The 17,657-nt window shown below is 65.4% G+C and carries 16 protein-coding genes and 4 riboswitches; of the genes, 8 read left to right on the top strand and 8 right to left on the bottom strand.

The genetic code is table 11. The annotated features are described in order from the left end of the window. Positions 1-14: 14 nt before the first annotated feature. From RIL96_RS05415 to RIL96_RS05440, 6 genes are all read right to left on the bottom strand, one after another. The gene (locus RIL96_RS05415) at positions 15-533 is read right to left on the bottom strand and encodes a CoA-binding protein (protein WP_310547995.1); all 519 of its coding nucleotides are present in this window, start codon (positions 531-533) and stop codon (positions 15-17) included. Beyond that, positions 530-1,891 (bottom strand): O-acetylhomoserine aminocarboxypropyltransferase/cysteine synthase family protein, encoded by a 1,362-nt coding sequence (locus tag RIL96_RS05420; protein ID WP_310547996.1) that lies wholly within the window; start codon positions 1,889-1,891, stop codon positions 530-532. The genes RIL96_RS05415 and RIL96_RS05420 overlap by 4 nt, the downstream gene beginning before the upstream one ends. Beyond that, entirely contained in the window at positions 1,888-3,945 is a 2,058-nt protein-coding gene (gene acs, locus RIL96_RS05425) for an acetate--CoA ligase (protein ID WP_310548090.1), read from the bottom strand. Before acs ends, RIL96_RS05420 begins: the two co-directional genes overlap by 4 nt. An 18-nt stretch (positions 3,946-3,963) precedes the next feature. After that, positions 3,964-4,063, bottom strand: a riboswitch (SAM riboswitch). Positions 4,064-4,183: 120 nt separating this feature from the next. Further along, positions 4,184-5,065, bottom strand: coding sequence for an ABC transporter permease (locus tag RIL96_RS05430; protein WP_310547997.1), 882 nt, complete (start codon positions 5,063-5,065; stop codon positions 4,184-4,186). Next, positions 5,062-6,105, bottom strand: coding sequence for an aliphatic sulfonate ABC transporter substrate-binding protein (locus RIL96_RS05435; RefSeq protein ID WP_310547998.1), 1,044 nt, complete (start codon positions 6,103-6,105; stop codon positions 5,062-5,064). Before RIL96_RS05435 ends, RIL96_RS05430 begins: the two co-directional genes overlap by 4 nt. Positions 6,106-6,122: 17 nt before the next feature. Then, entirely contained in the window at positions 6,123-7,037 is a 915-nt protein-coding gene (locus RIL96_RS05440) for an ABC transporter ATP-binding protein (RefSeq protein ID WP_310547999.1), read from the bottom strand. Positions 7,038-7,047: 10 nt separating this feature from the next. Then, positions 7,048-7,164: riboswitch (SAM riboswitch) on the bottom strand. Positions 7,165-7,325: 161 nt separating this feature from the next. Further along, positions 7,326-7,449, top strand: a riboswitch (SAM riboswitch). Between the two features lie 3 nt (positions 7,450-7,452). Between RIL96_RS05440 and RIL96_RS05445 the strand changes: the two genes are divergently transcribed. The 7 genes from RIL96_RS05445 (at position 7,453) to RIL96_RS05475 (ending at position 13,855) form a co-directional block, all read left to right on the top strand. Continuing rightward, entirely contained in the window at positions 7,453-8,280 is an 828-nt protein-coding gene (locus RIL96_RS05445; RefSeq protein ID WP_310548000.1) for a methionine ABC transporter ATP-binding protein, read from the top strand. Then, positions 8,280-8,942 carry a methionine ABC transporter permease gene (locus RIL96_RS05450; RefSeq protein WP_310548001.1) on the top strand — a complete coding sequence of 221 codons (663 nt, stop codon included), beginning with the start codon at positions 8,280-8,282 and terminating at the stop codon, positions 8,940-8,942. Before RIL96_RS05445 ends, RIL96_RS05450 begins: the two co-directional genes overlap by 1 nt. 48 nt (positions 8,943-8,990) lie before the next feature. After that, a complete protein-coding gene (locus tag RIL96_RS05455) occupies positions 8,991-9,905 on the top strand; it encodes a MetQ/NlpA family ABC transporter substrate-binding protein (RefSeq protein ID WP_310548002.1) in 915 nt (304 codons plus the stop codon). A gap of 56 nt (positions 9,906-9,961) precedes the next feature. After that, positions 9,962-10,795: a MetQ/NlpA family ABC transporter substrate-binding protein gene (locus RIL96_RS05460; protein WP_310548003.1), complete on the top strand. Its 834-nt coding sequence runs from the start codon at positions 9,962-9,964 to the stop codon at positions 10,793-10,795. Positions 10,796-10,851: 56 nt separating this feature from the next. Then, entirely contained in the window at positions 10,852-11,670 is an 819-nt protein-coding gene (locus tag RIL96_RS05465) for a MetQ/NlpA family ABC transporter substrate-binding protein (protein WP_310548004.1), read from the top strand. Positions 11,671-11,759: 89 nt separating this feature from the next. After that, entirely contained in the window at positions 11,760-12,566 is an 807-nt protein-coding gene (locus RIL96_RS05470; RefSeq protein ID WP_310548005.1) for a MetQ/NlpA family ABC transporter substrate-binding protein, read from the top strand. Then, the gene (locus tag RIL96_RS05475; protein ID WP_310548006.1) at positions 12,563-13,855 is read left to right on the top strand and encodes an acyl-CoA dehydrogenase family protein; all 1,293 of its coding nucleotides are present in this window, start codon (positions 12,563-12,565) and stop codon (positions 13,853-13,855) included. The genes RIL96_RS05470 and RIL96_RS05475 overlap by 4 nt, the downstream gene beginning before the upstream one ends. On the opposite strand, the gene RIL96_RS05480 is transcribed toward RIL96_RS05475, so the two are convergent. Further along, a complete protein-coding gene (locus RIL96_RS05480) occupies positions 13,836-14,699 on the bottom strand; it encodes an ATP-grasp domain-containing protein (RefSeq protein WP_310548007.1) in 864 nt (287 codons plus the stop codon). The genes RIL96_RS05475 and RIL96_RS05480 overlap by 20 nt on opposite strands. Before the next feature lie 86 nt (positions 14,700-14,785). Beyond that, positions 14,786-14,883: riboswitch (SAM riboswitch) on the top strand. A gap of 78 nt (positions 14,884-14,961) precedes the next feature. Between RIL96_RS05480 and RIL96_RS05485 the strand changes: the two genes are divergently transcribed. Next, the gene (locus RIL96_RS05485; RefSeq protein WP_310548008.1) at positions 14,962-16,389 is read left to right on the top strand and encodes an LLM class flavin-dependent oxidoreductase; all 1,428 of its coding nucleotides are present in this window, start codon (positions 14,962-14,964) and stop codon (positions 16,387-16,389) included. Between the two features lie 24 nt (positions 16,390-16,413). On the opposite strand, the gene RIL96_RS05490 is transcribed toward RIL96_RS05485, so the two are convergent. Further along, entirely contained in the window at positions 16,414-17,610 is a 1,197-nt protein-coding gene (locus RIL96_RS05490; protein WP_310548009.1) for an isocitrate/isopropylmalate family dehydrogenase, read from the bottom strand. Positions 17,611-17,657: the final 47 nt, after the last annotated feature.

The following is a 17,657-nucleotide window of genomic DNA, read 5'->3' on the forward strand; positions in this document are numbered from 1 at the left end:
CAGAAAGCCCCGAATCAGATATCGAGTTTCTGCCGGGCGGAGCTGATCACCCCGGTGTTGAAACCGGCTAGGTGCAGTCCACCGTGGAAGCGGGCGTGTTCGATCTTCAGGCAGCGGTTCTGCACCGCCTCCAGCCCGGCGTCCTTCGCCTGCTGGGCGGCCTCGGTGTTCTCGATGCCCAGCTGCATCCAGATGGTCTTCGCCCCGACGGCGACGGCGTCGTCCACGATGCTCGGCACATCGGCCGGCTTGCGGAAGATGTCGACGATGTCGGGGGACTCGGGGAGGTCCTGCAGCGAGTCGTAGACCGGGTGGCCGAGGATCTCATCGACTGTCGGGTTGATGAAGTACACCCGGAAGGTCGAGGAGCTCAGCAGGTAGGTGGCGACGAAGTGGCTGGACCGAGAGGGTTTATTCGAAGCGCCGACGATCGCCACGGACTCGGCGTTCGAGATCAGCTGCAGCCGCCTCACCGCCGAGGGCGGCTCCCAGATGCCGTGCGGGTGCTCTGCCACGGGTGCGGTGGTGGTCATCGTGCGTCTCCTTCGTCCTGTGCAGTGCCGCGCTGTTCTGCACCATCCTGTGCAGCGCCGTCCTCTCCAGCGCCGTGCAGCGCGGCCTCCAGTGCCTGGTCGATATCCCAGAGGATGTCCTCCGGGTCCTCCAAGCCCACCGAGATGCGGATGAGGTCCTCAGGGATCCCGGCGGCCTCGAGCTGTTCGGGGCTGAGCTGCTGATGGGTGGTCGAGCCCGGGTGCAGCACCAGGGTGCGCACATCGCCGACGTTGGCCAGATGGGAGGCCAGCTGCAGGGACTCGATGAACCGTGCCCCGGCCTCTCGCCCCCCGGCCAGCCGGAAGCTGAACACTGAACCGACCCCCTGGGGCAGCAGCCGCTTGGCCAGCTCGTGGTCCCGGTGCGAGGGCAGACCGGCGTACTCCACCGAGAGCACCCGCTCATCCGCCTCGAGCGCCTCGGCCACCCGCTGGGCGTTGGCGATGTGCGCGTCGATCCGCTGCGGCAGGGTCTCCACCCCCTGGATGAGCTGGAACGCCGCCTGCGGGGTCAGCGAGGGGCCGAAGTCGCGCAGCTGCTCGGCGCGGATCTTGGTGAGGAACCCGAACTCGCCGAAGTTCCCCCACCAGCTGAGCCCCCCGTAGGAGGCCACCGGCTCGGTCATCTGCGGGAAGTTGCCGTTGTCCCAGGGGAACTCACCGGATTCGACGATCACTCCGCCCAGAGTGGTGCCGTGTCCGCCGAGGAACTTCGTCGCCGAGTGGACGACGATGTCGGCGCCGTGCTCGATCGGCCGCAGCAGGTAGGGAGTGGTCAGCGTGGAGTCCACCACCAACGGGATCCCGCGGGCATGGGCGACCTCGGCCAGACCCGGGATGTCGGCGACGTCGGAGCTGGGGTTCGCGACGGTCTCGGTGTAGACCACCTTGGTGTTCTCGGTGATCGCCGCGGCGAAGTCCGCCGGGTCGGTGGAGTCCACGAAGGTGGTCTCGATGCCGAAGCGGCGCAGGGAGACGTCGAGCTGGGTGATGGTGCCTCCATAGAGCTTGGAGGAGGCGACGATGTGGTCCCCGGAGCCGCACAGCGCGGCGAAGACCAGGAACTCCGCGGACATCCCCGACGCCGTCGCCACGGCCCCGATGCCGCCCTCCAGCGCGGCAATCCGCTCCTCGAAGGCAGCCACCGTCGGGTTGCCGATGCGGGAGTAGATGTTGCCGTACTTCTGCAGGGCGAAGAGGTTGGCGGCGTCGTCGGTGTCCTTGAACACGAAGGACGTGGACTGGTGGATCGGCACCGCACGGGTGCCGTAGACGGCGTCCGGCACTGCGCCGGCGTGCAGCGCGCGTGTGCGGAATCCGAACTGGCGGTCGTTCATCGTCTCTCCTGTGCTGTGGGGGTCTGTGCAGTGCCGCGGGCGCGGCAGATCTCGTCGATCACGGGGACGCAGGGCTCGTTCTGCAGGCTCGTGGTGTCTCCGAGCTTCTGCCCATCGTGGAGCTGAGTCAGCAGCCGGCGCATGATCTTCCCGGACCGGGTCTTCGGCACCTCGGGCACGGGGATCAGGGTCCGTGGTTTGGCCACCGGGCCGATGACCTCACCGACGTGGGCGCGCAGCATGCTCAGCAGCTCAGTCTCGGCGGCAGCGTCATCGGCGATGCGAGCTTGGGCACCGGCGGAGAGCACCACGAAGGCGACGGCGGCGTGGCCGGTGGTGGCATCGGCCACCGGGCAGACCCCGGCTTCGACGACGTCGGGGTGGGAGACCAGCGCGGATTCGATCTCGATCGTGGAGAGCCGGTGCCCGGAGATGTTGATGACATCATCGATGCGGCCGAGGATCTGCACATCACCGTCTTCGTCGATCTTCGCGCCGTCGCCGGCGAGGAACCAGCCCCGGTCGGCGTACTTCTCCCAGTACGAGGTGTAGAACCGCTGCGGGTCACCCCAGACAGTGCGTGCGGCCGAGGGGATCGGGGTGGTGACCACGATGTTGCCCTGCACGTGCGGAGCCACCGGCTCCCCAGACTCATCGACGACGGCGACCGCGGTACCCGGCATCGCACGTCCGGCCCAACCGGGCTTCAGGCGGTGGCCGGTGGCGGGATCGGCATCCTCGGGCCGCGGGGAGAGCACAGTGGACCCGGTCTCGGACTGCCACCAGGTGTCCACCATCGGCAGCGCGGGCGCGCCCTCGGCATCGCGGGCGTCCCGGCCGAGCTGCTGGCGGATCCAGTGCCAGGCCTCCGGGTTGACGGCCTCGCCCACTGTGCCGGCAAGCCGCAGAGAGGACAGGTCGTATTCTGCCGGGATTCCCTCCGGGAACCAGCCCATCAGTGAGCGCACCAGCGTCGGCGCGGTGTAGTAGGTGCTGACCCGGTGACGGGCGATGATCTCGAAGTGCCGCCCCGGGTGGGGAGTGTTCGGAGTGCCCTCGAAGATGACCTGGGTGGCGCCGGCGGAGAGCGGCCCATAGATCTCATAGGTGTGTGCGGTCACCCAGGCCAAGTCCGCAGTGCACCAATGCACCTCGCCCTCGCGCCGGGCGGGGTCCGGGTGGGCGAAGAGCCGCAGGTAGGTGTAGAGCGCGCCAGTGAGGTAGCCGCCGGTGGTGTGCACCAGGCCCTTGGGCTTGCCGGTGGTGCCGGAGGTGTACATGATGAACAGGTCATGCTCGGCGTCGAAGGACTCAGGGGAGTGCACCGGTGAGGCGGTCTCCACCGTCTCGTGCCACCACAGATCCCGGCCTTCGGTCCAGGAGATCTCAGAGCCGGTGCGGCGGATGACCAGCACGTGCTCCAGATGCCCGCCGTTGTTGACGCCAGCCTCGGCCACGGCGGCGTCGGCATTGGCTTTGACCGGAACGGCGGTGCCCCGGCGGAACTGCCCGTCGGTGGTGACCAGCAGCTTCGCACCGGTGTCCTCGACGCGGAACTTCAGCGCCTCAGCGGAGAACCCGCCGAAGACCAACGAGTGGACCGCGCCGATCCGCGCGCAGGCCAGTGTGATGACGATGGTCTCCACCAGCACCGGCAGGTAGATGACCACGCGGTCACCGGGGCCGATGCCTAAGTCCGTCAGCGCATTCGCGGCACGGGAGACCTCCTCCTGCAGCTGCGCGTAGGTGACGTCCCTGCGGTCGCCGGGTTCGCCCTCGAAATGCAGGGCCACCGTGTCACCGCGGCCGGCGGCGACGTGCCGGTCCACGCAGTTCACGGCCGCGTTCAGCCGACCTTCTTCGAACCAGGCCGCCTCGGGTCCCTGCCGGGTCTGCGGGTTCGGCGGTGTCCACCGGCGCACGGTCTCCCACGGGGTGTCCCAGTCGAGGAGTTCGGCGGTGCGGGCCCAGAACGCCAGACGGTCTTCGTCGGTCTGCGGGTCCGGCCAGCCGTGCACATCAGCCAACAGCGGATGGACGGCGGCGGTGTTCAGCGACACGGGCGGAATTCACTCCCATCGGTCCTGGCGGTAGCACCCACCTTGCGGGAGGATCTCCCATGGGTTGCTGCGGCGTCGTCGAGCCAGATCTCTCAGCCGCTCTGGATGGTTCGTCAGTTCATCGTACGCCTGGGGTGTGGCCGGGCACAAAGAACGTGTCTGAGTATGACCGGCTGGATGGCCGTGTGCCTCGTGGCACCTGCTGCTCAGCCCAGGATCTCCGCCCAGCACCTCAGCCCCAGGTCTTCAAGGCCTTGCGTTCCAGGACGCCGAGCAGGGCATCGGTGAGCTTGCCGAGGATGGCCAACAGCAGGATGGCCAGCAGCAGGCGGTCGGTCCGGCCGTTGTTCTGGGAGTCGGTGAGCAGGAAGCCCAAGCCCATGGACGAGGCGATGAGCTCCGCGGCCACCAGGAACAGCCAGGCCTGGGCCAATCCCAGCCGCAGCCCGGAGAACACCGAGGGGACCACGGCCGGCAGCTGGACCGTGGTCAGCAGGCGCACCCCGTGGAATCCGAAGGCCCGTCCGGCCTCGACCAGCTGCGGGTCCACATGGCGCAGCGCCGAGTGCACCGCAGTGAAGACAGGGAAGAACGCGCCGATGGCGATCAGCGTGACCTTCGAATCCTCATAGATGCCCATCCAGAGGATCAACAGCGGCACCCAGGCCAGTGAGGGCACCGCCCGGAACGCGCCGATCGTGGGCTGCAGCAGTGCATCGGCGATCTTCGAGAGTCCCAGCAGAGACCCGATGACGAGCCCCAGCCCGGCGCCGACGGCGAAGCCGAGCAGCACCCGCTGCACGGAGATGGCGATGTGGTGGGTCAGGTCTCCGCGCTCGAAGAGCTCCACACCTGCGGTCAGCACGGCCTGCGGGGCCGGAAGCTGCACCGGGGTGAACACTCCCGCGGCGGTGACGCCGTACCAGGTGGCCAGCAGCACCAACGGCACGACGGCGCCGATGAGCAGCCGGCCTCCGGGCAGGGCGCGGCGGCGGCGCACACCGGCAGTCTCCTCCGGTGTGGTGTCCGGGGTCTTTCGGGTGTTCTTCGGTGACGTGTGCGCCTCGGTCTCGGCAGAGGCCTCGGCATGGGGAGTGTCAGTAACTACTGTCATGAGTCCTCCCCGTCAGCGTCCCCATCAGCATTTCCGCCGGCGGCTTCGGCCTGCTCGGCGAACTCAGGGTGGAACAGTGTGTCCAGGGCGTCGTCGATGCTCTGCTGCTCGGAGACGTCGCCGGTCTCCACGAAGTACGGGCCGATGTTCTCTAACACCTCGTACTGCTCCTCGCCCGGCACCGGGTCCACGCCGAAGTTCGAGCGCTCGGTGATCACCAGTTCGGCGACCTCGACGTCGATGTCGGCCTCCTCCGCGAGGATCTCAGCAGTCTCCTCCGGGTTCTCCTGGGCCCATTGCCGGGCGCGTTCGTAGGTGTCGATCACCGTCTGGGTGACCTCGGGGTGGTCTTCGATGAAGTCCTCAGTGCTGTTCACCACGGAGTAGGTGTTGAAGTCCACCTCGCGCCGGAACAGTTCGGCGCCCTCCTGCTCAGCGGAGGCCATGATCGGGTCCAGCCCCGCCCAGGCATCCACATCCCCGTTCATCAGAGCCGTCCGACCGTCGGCGTGCTGCAGGTTCTGCACTGTCACGTCACCGGGCTCCAGTCCTTCGGCCTCCAGCGCTTGGAAGAGGAAGAAATACGGGTCAGTGCCCGCGGTCGCTGCTACGGTCGCGCCCTCGAGATCGCTGACGGTCTCCACATCGGAGTCCGCCGTGGAGACCAGCGCCGTCCATTCTGGCTGGTCAGCGATGAGTACGGTCTTCACCGCGGAGCCATTGGCCCGGTTGAGCAGGGCTGCCGACCCGGCGGAGGAGCCGAAGTCGACAGCGCCGGCGCGCAGATTCTCATGGGCGCGGTTCGAGCCCTGGGACTGCACCCAGTTGACGTCGATCCCCTCTTCGGAGAGCTCCTCCTCCAGCCACCCCTGGTCTCGAATGATGAGGCTGAGCGGGTTATAGGTGGCCCAGTCGATATCCAGAGTGCTCAGGTCTGAGTCCTCCTCGTCCGCGGGGCCTTCCCCGTCGACGCAGGCGGTGGCCAACAGGGCGCTGAGCCCGAGCACTGCCGCGGTTCTGGTGCGGCGTCTGGCCGTCATCAGGTGTGTCCTCTCGCTCAACGGTGCGCTCCTTCTCCAGTGGCGCCCCCAGTAGTCTCCGCAGCGGTTTCTGCAGTGGTGTCCGCAGCGGTAGTGCCCTCGACGCCGAGGCCCTCCAACAGGGCGCCGCGCAGTGCGGCCAGGTGCGCTGAACCGCGGTCCCGGGGGCGGGGGTTGGTGATCTCCAGCAGCTGAGCCACACCGGCACCCTCGCGGTCGGTGCCGTCAGCGCCGAGCAGTAGAATCCGGTCAGCCAGGTGCAGCGCCTCATCGACGTCATGGGTCACCAGCAGAACGGTGGTGCCGGTCTCAGCGTGGATGTCCAGCAGAAGGTCCTGCATCTTCAGCCGGGTCAGGGCGTCGAGTGCGCCGAACGGTTCATCGAGCAGCAGTACTCCGGGGCGCCGGGCGAGAGCGCGAGCCAGGGAGGCGCGCTGGGCCATGCCCCCGGAGATCTCCCGTGGGCGCAGGTCAGCCCGTTCCGCCAGGCCGACGAGCCGCAGCAGCTCGTCGACGCGCTCGCGGCCCTGAGCCTTCGGGGTGCCGCGGGGCAGACCAAGAGCCACGTTGGCGCGCACTGTGCGCCAGGGCAGCAGACGAGGTTCCTGGAACCCGACCGCGGTGCGCTCGTCGTAGCGGCTCACCGCCTGCCCGGCGATCTGAGCCTGACCGGTGAAGCCGGTGTCGAGCCCGGCCACGGCCCGCAGCAGGGTGGACTTCCCGCAGCCCGAGGCTCCGAGGACGGCGAGGATCTCACCGGGGCGGATGTCGACGTCGACGTCGCGCAGCACAGTGCGCCCGTCGAAGCGGCGGCCGAGTCCGCGCAGTGTGACTCCGAGGGACCCGCTGGTCTCAGGGGTGGAGTCGTCAGAGAAATCCGCAGCGGAGCCTGCGGCGGCACGGTCGGTGTAGGTCAGCGTGGACGAACCCATAGAGCACTCACTCCCATCGGTCCTGGCGGTAGCACCTTTCCCGGCCCTCACCTGTTCGGAGCCAGGGAGGAGGGGGCGGTTGCTGCGGCGTCGTCGAGCCAGATCTCTCAGCCGCTCTGGATGGTACGGACAGCGACTCTACGCGGCTGTTCTGTGGTGCAGCAACTCGACGGGCGGTACGTCAGTCTGAAGCCTGGTGAGTGAACATTTATGACGAATATTGCGGACTCCTGCTCTGAACGTATTGACGGAAACGGTGCTGGCATGCCTAGAGTTGTCCAGCTTCGCAAACCATCCAGAGCGACCGAGAGACCCGGCTCGACGACGTCGCAGCAACCTGCCGAGCGCCTTCTTCCGCGGCTTTGATCCGCAGGCGCATCGGTCACGGTGCTACCGCCGGGACCGATGGAGGATCATGATCTCACTGCGCCATGTCACGACCACTTTCGCCGCCACTCGCGGGCGGGGGCCGGTCACCGCCGTCTATGACGTCAGCCTCGAGGTCGGCCGCGGACGCATTCAGGGCATCATCGGATTCTCCGGAGCGGGGAAGTCCACGCTGTTGCGAAACATCAACCTGCTGGAGCGTCCCAGCTCGGGTGAGGTGCAGGTGGGTGACACGGTGCTCACCGGGCTCGGTGATGAGGGCCTACGGCGTGCACGGCATCAGATCGGCATGATCTTCCAGGGCTTCAATCTGGTGAACAATCTGACCGCCGCGCAGAACGTGGAGCTTGCACTGAAATTCGCGGGGGTCAGGGACCGTGCGGTCAGGCGCCGGCGGGCCGCGGAGGCCTTGGAGATCGTCGATCTCTCCGGTAAGGCCTCCGCCTACCCGGCTCAGCTCTCGGGTGGGCAGAAGCAGCGGGTAGCGATCGCTCGGGCGCTGGCTCCGGAGCCGGAGGTGCTGCTCTGTGACGAGCCCACCTCCGCATTGGACCCCTTCACCACGGCCTCGGTGCTGCAGTACCTGGCTGATGTGAACCGTGAGTTCGGCATCACTGTGGTGATCGTGACCCATGAGATGGAGGTCATCAAGGCGCTGGCCGATGATGTCGCGGTCATGGAGGACGGCAGAGTAGTGGAACGCTTCGGCGCGCAGGATCTGCTGTCGGGGTCCTTCGACCCGGCCACCAGCATCGGCCGTTATCTGGTCAGCGACGGGATCTCTGTGGACCGCAGGCCCGCCACCGATGTCGAGTCCACCGCGCAGTCAGAGGCTCTGCTGGAGGTGGTGCGCTGATGGAACGCATCGTGGAACTGCGCGGTGAGCTCCTCGTCGCGATGCTGCAGACCTTCGCGATGGTCGGTGTGGCCATTCCGCTGGCGGTGCTCATCGGCACGCCGATCGGGATCTGGCTGTTCAACCATGCGCCGGGCGGGATCGCGCCGTTGCCGAAGCGTCACGCGGTGGTCAGCGGGCTGGTCAATATGGTGCGGTCCTTTCCGTTTCTGATCCTGCTGATCGCGATTATCCCGTTCACCCGATTGCTGGTCGGCACCACAGTGGGAACGGCCGCGGCGATCGTTCCGCTGACGGTCAACGCGATCCCCTACTTCGCCCGTTTGGTGGAGCAGAACCTGACCCAGCTGGGCACCGGTGCAGTGGAGGCATCGCGTGCGATGGGTGCCACACGCGGCCAGATCATCCGCAATGTGCTGCTGGTGGACGCGAAGCCCGCCATCATCGGCTCTATCACGATCACCACGGTCAGCTTCATCTCCTATTCGGCGATGGTGGGGCTGGTCGGCGGAGGCGGAATCGGTGACTTCGCCATCCGCTACGGCTACTACCGCTATGAGACGCCGGTGATGCTGGTGGCCATCGTGCTGATGCTGCTGCTGGTGACGCTGGTGCAGTGGGGCGGGACCACGCTGTCCCGGCTCACCGATAAGCGCCTCTGAACCCGGCGCCTCGTTTTCGCTCGTTTCCTTCTCAAAGGGAGATCCCCTATGTCTTCTGCTGCCTTTTCCGCCCCTTCTGCCGGGGATTCTGTACCCCGCCACGCGCGGCGTCACATCTTTGCCGGTGCTGCTGCGGCGTCCGTGCTCGGTCTCACCGGATGCGGCCTGGCCGGTGATGACGACCGCACCATCACCATGATCGTCACGGAGTCTGCTCCGTTCCAGGAGCCCACGGAATTGGTCAAGGAGCAGTTGGAGGAGGACGGGTGGACGTTGGAGACGACCTATGTCACCGATATCATCCAGCCGAACCAGGCCGTCGCCCAGGGCGAGTACGACGCGAACTTCTTCCAGCACATCTCATATCTGCGGCAGTTCAACGAGGACAACGACACGGAGGTCACTCCGGCGTTCTCGGTGTATTACGCGCCCAGCGGCATCTTTTCGCTGGAGCATGACAGCGTAGATGAGATTCCAGAGGGCGCGCAGATCGCAATTCCCGTGGATACCTCCAACAACGGCCGTGCGTTGAAGATGTTAGCTGATGAGGGGCTGATCGAGGTCGATGAATCCCAGGATGTCACCGATCTCTCTCAATCAGATATCACGGACAATCCGCGGAATATCGAGTTCATCGAAGTGGATCAGCAGTCCACACCGCAGAGTCTGCCTGATGTAGACGCAGCCTTTGCCTTTGCCCGGTTAGTGGCTGAGGCTGACTATGACGTCGAAGGGACCGCGCTGATCATGGAGGATGATCCGGAGGTCGAGACGCCATACACCGTCGTGGTCGCCGCTCAGCCGGGTTTCGAGGAGACGGAGAAGGCTGAGGTGCTGCAGGAGGCGTTCCAGTCTGAGGAGGTCGAACAGTGGTACGCCGACTACCTCGGAGGAACCGTTGAGTACAGCGACGCATTCACCACGGAGAACATCGAGACGATCTGGGGTGAGTTCGCCGGATGAGTAGGCACCACGCACCTCAGGTGAGACCCTATGGAGCCGGCGCTGCGGCGATCCTGATGTCAGTGAGCCTCGTCGGTTGTGGGCTGTCTGATGCCGCGGGCGGTGAAGATCGCACCATCACGATGATCGTCACGGAGTCTGCTCCGTTTCAGGAGCCCACGGAGCTGGTCAAGGAGCAGTTGGAGGAGGACGGGTGGACGTTGGAGACGACCTATGTCACGGACATCATCCAGCCGAATCAGGTGGTGGAGCAAGGCGAATATGATGTGAACTTCTTTCAGCACTTTGCGTATTTGAGGCAGTTCAATGAGGACAACGGCACTGATGTTGTTCCGACATTCTCTGTGTTCTACGCCCCTAGCGGCGTGTATTCCCTAGAGCATGATTCAGTCGATGACCTGCCTGACGGTGCTGAGATCGCCCTGCCGGTGGATACAGCGAACAACGGAAGGGGGCTAAAGATGCTTGCTGAGGCCGGTCTGCTGGAGATCGACGAATCGAAGGAGATCACTGAGCTGTCCCAGTCGGACATCACAGAGAACCCTCGGAACTTCTCATTTACTGAGGTCGATCAGCAGTCCCTGGCTCAGACCCTTCCCGACGTCGATGCTGCGTTCGTCTTCTCTCGGTTGGTGGCCGAGGCCGGTCATGACGTCGATGACACCGCTCTGCTCGTCGAAGACGGTGAAGAGTATGAGACTCCATACACAGTAGTCGTCGCCGCTCAGCCGGGCTTCGAAGAAACGGAGAAGGCTGAAGTGCTGCAAGAGGCCTACCACTCGGAAGAAGTCCAGCAGTGGTTCGAGGACTACTTAGGTGGTATCAAAGAGCACTCTGACGAGTTCACCACGGAGAACATCGAGACGATCTGGGGTGAGTTCGCCGGATGAGTAGGCACCACGCACCTCAGGTGAGACCCTATGGAGCCGGCGCTGCGGCGATCCTGATGTCAGTGAGCCTCGTCGGTTGTGGGCTGTCTGATGCCGCGGGCGGTGAAGATCGCACCATCACGATGATCGTCACGGAGTCTGCTCCGTTTCAGGAGCCCACGGAGCTGGTCAAGGAGCAGTTGGAGGAGGACGGGTGGACGTTGGAGACGACCTATGTCACGGATATCATCCAGCCGAATCAGGCCGTCGCTCAGGGTGAGTACGACGCGAACTTCTTCCAGAACCTCAGTTATTTGGACCAGTTCAATGATGACCACGGACTCGATGTCGAGACCACGTTCGCGGTCTATGAGGCTCCGGGTGGGATCTACTCCGAGGATTATGACTCGCTAGAGGATCTGCCCTCAGGTGCCCAGATCGCGATCCCCGTCGACACGGCGAACAACGGTCGCGCCCTGAAGCTGCTGGCCGATGCCGGGCTGCTGGAGATCGACGAGTCTGTGGAGGTCTCTGAGCTCTCCCAGGGTGACATCGTGGAGAACCCGCAGAACCTGGAGTTCGTGGAGGTCGATCAGCAGTCAGTGGCCCAGAGCCTCTCCGATGTGGATGCGGCCTTCGCCTTCGTCCGACTGGCCGCGGAGATCGGTCTCGATGCGGATGACGCCGTGGTGCTGGAAGGCGATGATGTGGCGCTGCCATTCACCTGTGTGGTTGCAGCGAACCCTGACTTTCAAGGCACGGAAAAGGCTGAGGCCCTGCAGGAGGCCTTCCAGTCCCAGGAGGTCCAAGACTGGTTCGATGACTATCAGGGCGGAGTGCTGGATACGGCCTTCGACGTCGACATCGACGAGGCTTGGACAGAGGTCCAGGGCTGATGGGCAAGGCCGTCTCGCGCCGAAGCGTGCTGAGCGGAATGTGGGGCGCTGCTGTCGCAGGTGGTCTCGGATTCGGCACAGGAGTAGGAGTGACTGGATGCGGACTCGACGCCTTCGGCGGAAAGGCGCTGCGGCTCATCGTCACGGAGTCCGCACCGTTTCAAGAGCCCACTGAGATCGCCCGTGGAATCCTCGAAGACGACGGCTGGGACGTCTCGGTTACCTATGTCACTGACATCATTCAGCCCAATCACGCTGTCGAGCGAGGCGAGTATGACGTCAATTTCTTCCAGAATCTCAGCTATCTGAAACAGTTCAACGAGGACAACGATCTCGATATCGAGCCGATCCTCTTCATGTTCGAGCAGCCTTCCGGTATCTACTCCTCTGTCTATAACTCACTCGACGATCTTCCCGACGGTGCGCGCGTCGCGCTCCCAGTGGACACCGCGAACAACGGCCGGGGTATCCGTCTGCTGGCTCGCGGAGGGCTGCTGGAGATCGATGACTCTGTGCCCGTGGCCGCGTTGAGTGTCCATGACATCACAGCGAATCCGAAGAATCTGGAATTCATCGAAGTCGATCAGCAGTCTGTGGGGCAGGTCTACACGGATGTGGACGCCGTCTTCGGCTTCGCCCGGCTCCTCGCGGAAGTCGATGTCATGCCGGAAGAGGTGCTCATCATGGAGAGCGCTGAGGAGGCGTTGCCCTTCGCGCTGACGATCAGTGCCAAGCCGGGGTTCCGGGATGAGCATCCGGAGAAGTATGAGGCCCTGCGCACCGCATTCCACGATGAGACGGTGGAGCAGTGGTACGGCGACTATCTCGAGGGAATACTCACCCCGGCGTTCGACCGGGATCTTGACGACGCATGGGAGGACGTGAACAGCCGATGACACAGGCACAGGCACAGGCAGAGACACAGAGCCAGGGAACAGCGAGGCTTCCTGAGGAACTGCTCGGCCAGATCGCCGAGGGGGCCGTGCGCCGTGAGCTGGACCGGGAGCTGCCGTTCGAGGCGGTCCGGTGGCTTGACGAGCACCGCTTCGGCGCACTCCGGGTTCCCGAGGAACACGGTGGCGCGGGAGCTTCAGTGGAGGAGCTGATCGTCGAGGTCATCCGGCTGGCTGAAGCTGATTCCAATGTCGCGCACCTCTACCGCGGGCATTTCGGATTCGTCGATGCGCTGCGCTTCCAGCCGGTGGAGATCCGTGATGAGTGGTACCGCCGGGTGCTCAACGGGGCCACCATCGGCAACGCGTCCACGGAGAAGGGCGGCAACGCACTGGGTGAGCTCAATACCGTCCTTGCTCAGAGGTCTGATGGCAGCTGGCGGTTGGACGGGGAGAAGTTCTACTCCACCGGCACGATCTTCTCCGACTACACCCGGGTCTCCGCCGCCCGCGACGACGGGCCGGGGCGTCGGTTCGCAGTGGTCGCCACCGATGCGGCGGGAGTGACCGTCGAGGACGACTGGGACGGATTCGGCCAGCGGCTCACCGGCACCGGGACCACGCGCTTCGTCGATGCGGACATCGAGCCCATCGGCGTGCTGGACCGTGTCCCCGGCTCCCATGAAGCCGTCCACGAGGCCGCCTTCTTCCAGCTGTATCTGCTTGCGGTGCAGGTCGGTGCGGCCCGCGGCGCCCTGCGGGATGCAGTGGCACTGATCCGGGGGCGGAAGCGGACGTTCAACACTTCGGGCTCCGGCAAACTCTTCCGCGAGGACCCGCTCATCCAGCAGATCGTGGGGAAGATGTCAGCAGGGCTGTTCGCTGCAGAGTCCACCGTCCTGGAAGTGGCCCGTGTCCATGACCGCGCCCTTGAGGCAGGCCGCCTGGCCGGTACCCATGAACCCGGTGCCGGCGCCGATGTCCCCGCCGCGGTCTATGAGAGCGAGATCGCCGTGGAGCGGGCTCATGTGGTGGTGCCGCAGCTGTGTCTCGACGTCGTCGGTGAGCTGTTCCAGACGGTCGGCGCCTCAGCAGTGTCACGGTCAAAGGCTCTGGACCGTCATTGGCGCAACATCCAGACGGTCGCGACGCATAACCCGATCGTCTTCCGCGCCCGTTCATTGGGGGAGTACGAGCTCGACGGCGTGCTTCCGGAAGGGCTCAACGCCATCGGTGATGCACCTGCCCCTTCACCCGGTGGAAGTGAACCGGTCAGCGGCTCGCACGCCTGAGGATCTTCTCCGCCAGCGCGCCGGACGCATCGCGGCCCCGGCCGATATTCGGACGGTGGAAACTGAGGATATCCGGGGCCACGGTGATCCCGGTGACCACGGCGTCCTCAGCTGAATCCACTCCGGGTGTCCGGACGGTGACAGATGCCGCAGCCAGTCCCGGCAGAGCGGTGACGGCGTCGGCAGCCAGCGCGCGCAGCCCCGGGGCGAGCAGATCGGTGACGTCGACGGTGAGCTGCTGTTCTCCGTTGTCGGTGAAGACCAGGCCTTCGGAGGTGTGCTCGAAAGCGGGAGTGCGCAGCAGTGCGGCGATCGCTTCGTCGCCGACGACGAACACTTCGACGTCCATGCTGGACTGCTCGGCCGTCCCCCCGGTGGCTTCGTCGTCGGTGTCCTCCTCACCGGAGTCCTCACCCTCTCCCGCGGGGGCTTCCTCGGCTGTGGAGACCGGGGGAGCGGAGCCCTCTGGCACAGCGACGTCGGCATGGCGCAGGAAACGCTCCAGCAGCTTCTGATCTGCGGCGATGCGGCGGGAATGCTCTGAGACCAACGTCGTCAGCTGTCCCTGCATTCCGCCGATGATGTAACCGGCGAATCGAAACAGCAGGTGCCCGGGCATGACCTCTTCGACCTCGACGTGCCGCTGTGCCAGGGCATCGCGCAGCAGATCCTCGGCTGTGAGGGTGTGATCCGCCTGCGCCGTGGGACCACCTGCCTGCTCAGTTGTCTGTTCAGCAGGATGTTCGGCCAGGACGGCAGAAATGATGCGCACGAGTGGACCCGCGGAAGATGACGCCAGGGCGGTGGGTTCGACTGTGGGTGTCGCGGACTCGGGGGTGGACATGGCTCCCACGATATACCGCTCGGTTCCGGCATCGGCAGATGACGTTGTGCGTCGTCGGGCCGCTGAGCCGGTGTAGGGTGTAAGGGCAACCATCCAGAGCGGCTGAGAGACCTGGCTCGTCGACGCCGCAGCAACCCACAGGATGTCTTCCGTAGGTGGGTGCTACCGCCAGGACCGATGGAGGTCCTCCTGGGAGCGGTGCCAAAAGGGCACCTGTCTGTCCTCGGGTGCCCTGCATCGGCTGAGCTCTGCAGGAGGAGACATGACCCAGACGCAGCCCCAGCCGTCATCCCAGCCCCCGCACACCCCTCAAGGCGGGCGGGAGATCCTGTTCAACGCCTTCGATATGAACTGCGTGGTCCACCAGTCCCCGGGGTTGTGGCGCCACCCGGAGGATCGGGCGCGTGACTACAACACCATCGGCTACTGGACTTCCCTCGCCCAGACCCTGGAGCGTGGCCTCTTCGACGGCCTGTTCATCGCCGATGTGCTCGGCCCCTACGACGTGTTCGCCGCTGGCCCAGAGGCTGCACTGCGGTCCGGCGCGCAGATTCCGGTGAACGATCCGTTCCTGCTGATCTCCGCGATGGCGGCGGTCACACAGAACCTCGGGTTCGGAGTCACCGCGGGCACCGCCTATGAGCACCCGTACCCGTTCGCCCGGCGGCTGGGCACTCTGGACCACCTCACCGGAGGCCGGGTTGGTTGGAACGTGGTGACCGGCTATCTGCCGGCGGCCGCGCAGAACATGGGCCAGGACGATCAGATGGAGCACGATCGCCGCTACGACCACGCTGATGAGTACATGGACGTGGTCTATAAGCTGCTGGAGGCCTCCTGGGAGGACGACGCCGTCGTCGCCGACCGTGAGCGTGGTGTGTTCACCGATCCGTCGAAGGTCCACCGCATCGAGCACGAAGGTGAGTTCTTCAAGACTCCGGGTATCTCCGTGGTGGAGCCGAGCCCGCAGCGGATGCCCGTGGTCTACCAGGCTGGGGCGTCCACCCGCGGCCGCGCCTTTGCGGGGAAGCACGCCGAGGCGGTGTTCATCAACCCGCCGACGAAGGAACTGGCGAAGGCCTCGGTGCAGAAGATCCGTCAGGCCGCAGTGGAGGCCGGGCGCGATCCCTATGACGTGCGGATCTTCGCGATGCAGACTGTGGTCACCGGGCCCGACGAGGCGGCCGCGCAGGCCAAGTACGATGAACTCGCCCAGTACGTGGACCCGGAGGGCGGTCTGGTGCTGATGTCCGGATGGATGGGGATCGACCTCTCGACGTTCGATCTGGACCAGCCGATCGGTGATGTGGAGTCCAACGCGATCCGCTCCACAGTGGAGACGTTCCAGAAGGCCTCAGGCCGTGAGGATGAGACGTGGACGGTGCGGCAGCTGGCCGAGTGGGTCGGCGTCGGCGGGTTCGGTCCGGTCATCGTCGGTGATGGCCCGACGGCGGCGCGCCGTCTGGCCGAATGGCAGGATGAGACCGACGTGGACGGCTTCAACTTGGCTTACCACATCACTCCGGGCACCTTTGAGGACATCGTGGAGTACGTCGTCCCGGAGCTGCAGCAGCTGGGCCGGTACAAGTCGGACTACACACCGGGAACCCTGCGGCAGAAGCTTTTCGGCCGTGGCGATCACCTGCCGGAGAACCACTACGCGGCACAGTTCCAGCTGCGCCGTCGCTGAGCGGTCACTGGCCCATCGCCTGCATCACCCCATCGATGAGTGGGAAGGTGTCAGAGCCGTGAGAAGCGAGTGGGGGACGGGCGCCGCGGTGCCGTCGGCGATTCGGTCGGCTATCCGCTCAGCCGCTCCTGCCGTACCACCGGGCAGCCCGACCCCTGAGATCGGCACTCCGCCGGACAGCTCGGCGGCAACGGCGGATTCGATGGCGATTCCGGCTTCCGTATGACCCAGAGAGGCCAGCCCCATTGCGAGCGAGAGGATCGTCGCGAAGGGGCTGGCCCATCCGCGGCCAGCAATATCCGGAGCCGACCCGTGGACGCCCTCGACCATGGAGGGGGCGGTGCCTTCCAGGTTGAGGTTCGCGCTCGCTGAGAGACCGATCCCGCCCTGCACCATCGCACCGAGGTCAGTAAGGATGTCGCCGAAGAGGTTGTCGGTCAGGACGACATCGAAGCGCCCGGGATCATAGGGCAGGTGCAGGCACATGGCGTCGGCATTCACCTGGTCGATGTCGACGTCGTTGAAATGCCGAGCCTCGTCCTGCAGGACTCGCCACCACAGGTCACCGGCCGCGGTCAGGATGTTCGTCTTATGGCAGAGCGTCAGGTGGCCCCTGCGTCGGCTCGCCAGACCGAGTGCATAGCGGGTGGCTCGTCTGATGACCGGCTCAGTGTTCACCGACTCCTGGAGGGCTACCTCGTGACCGGTGCCTCTGTGTGTGGTGGATCCGCCCCCGGTGTACGCTCCTTCGAGGTTCTCGCGGATGAAGACGAGATCGCAGTTCTCTGCGTTCACGCCTCGGACCGGCGACTCGACGCCGGAATAGAGACGGACGGGGCGTACGTTGACGGCCTGGTCGAATGCCGTGCGCATCGCCAGGATGATCCCTCGTTCGAGGATTCCCGGTGCCACGCGCGGATCACCGAGGGCTCCGAACAGTATGAGCTGGCTGGAGAGTAGCTCTTCGCGCAGCGCGTCGTCGAAGAGGCGGCCGGTCTTCAGGTAGACATCGGCGTCATAGTCGACATGGCGCGGACGCAGCCCGACACCGAGGGGTGTCCGCGCGGACACAGCCTCCATCACATCCTCTGCGGCTGAGATGACTTCGGGTCCGATGCCGTCGCCGGCCAGAACGGCGATGTCTATCGAAGGCCGACGTTCACAGGATGGCTGGTCCTCGGACTTCTCACCGTTAGGCGGCGGGGCGGAGTCGGCAGTCATGGGAGTCTCCTGAGCTCACATCACGATGTGATGTCGAACTGGTCGGA

This window comes from Nesterenkonia aerolata (assembly GCF_031470965.1).
GTDB classification, from domain to species: domain Bacteria; phylum Actinomycetota; class Actinomycetes; order Actinomycetales; family Micrococcaceae; genus Nesterenkonia; species Nesterenkonia aerolata.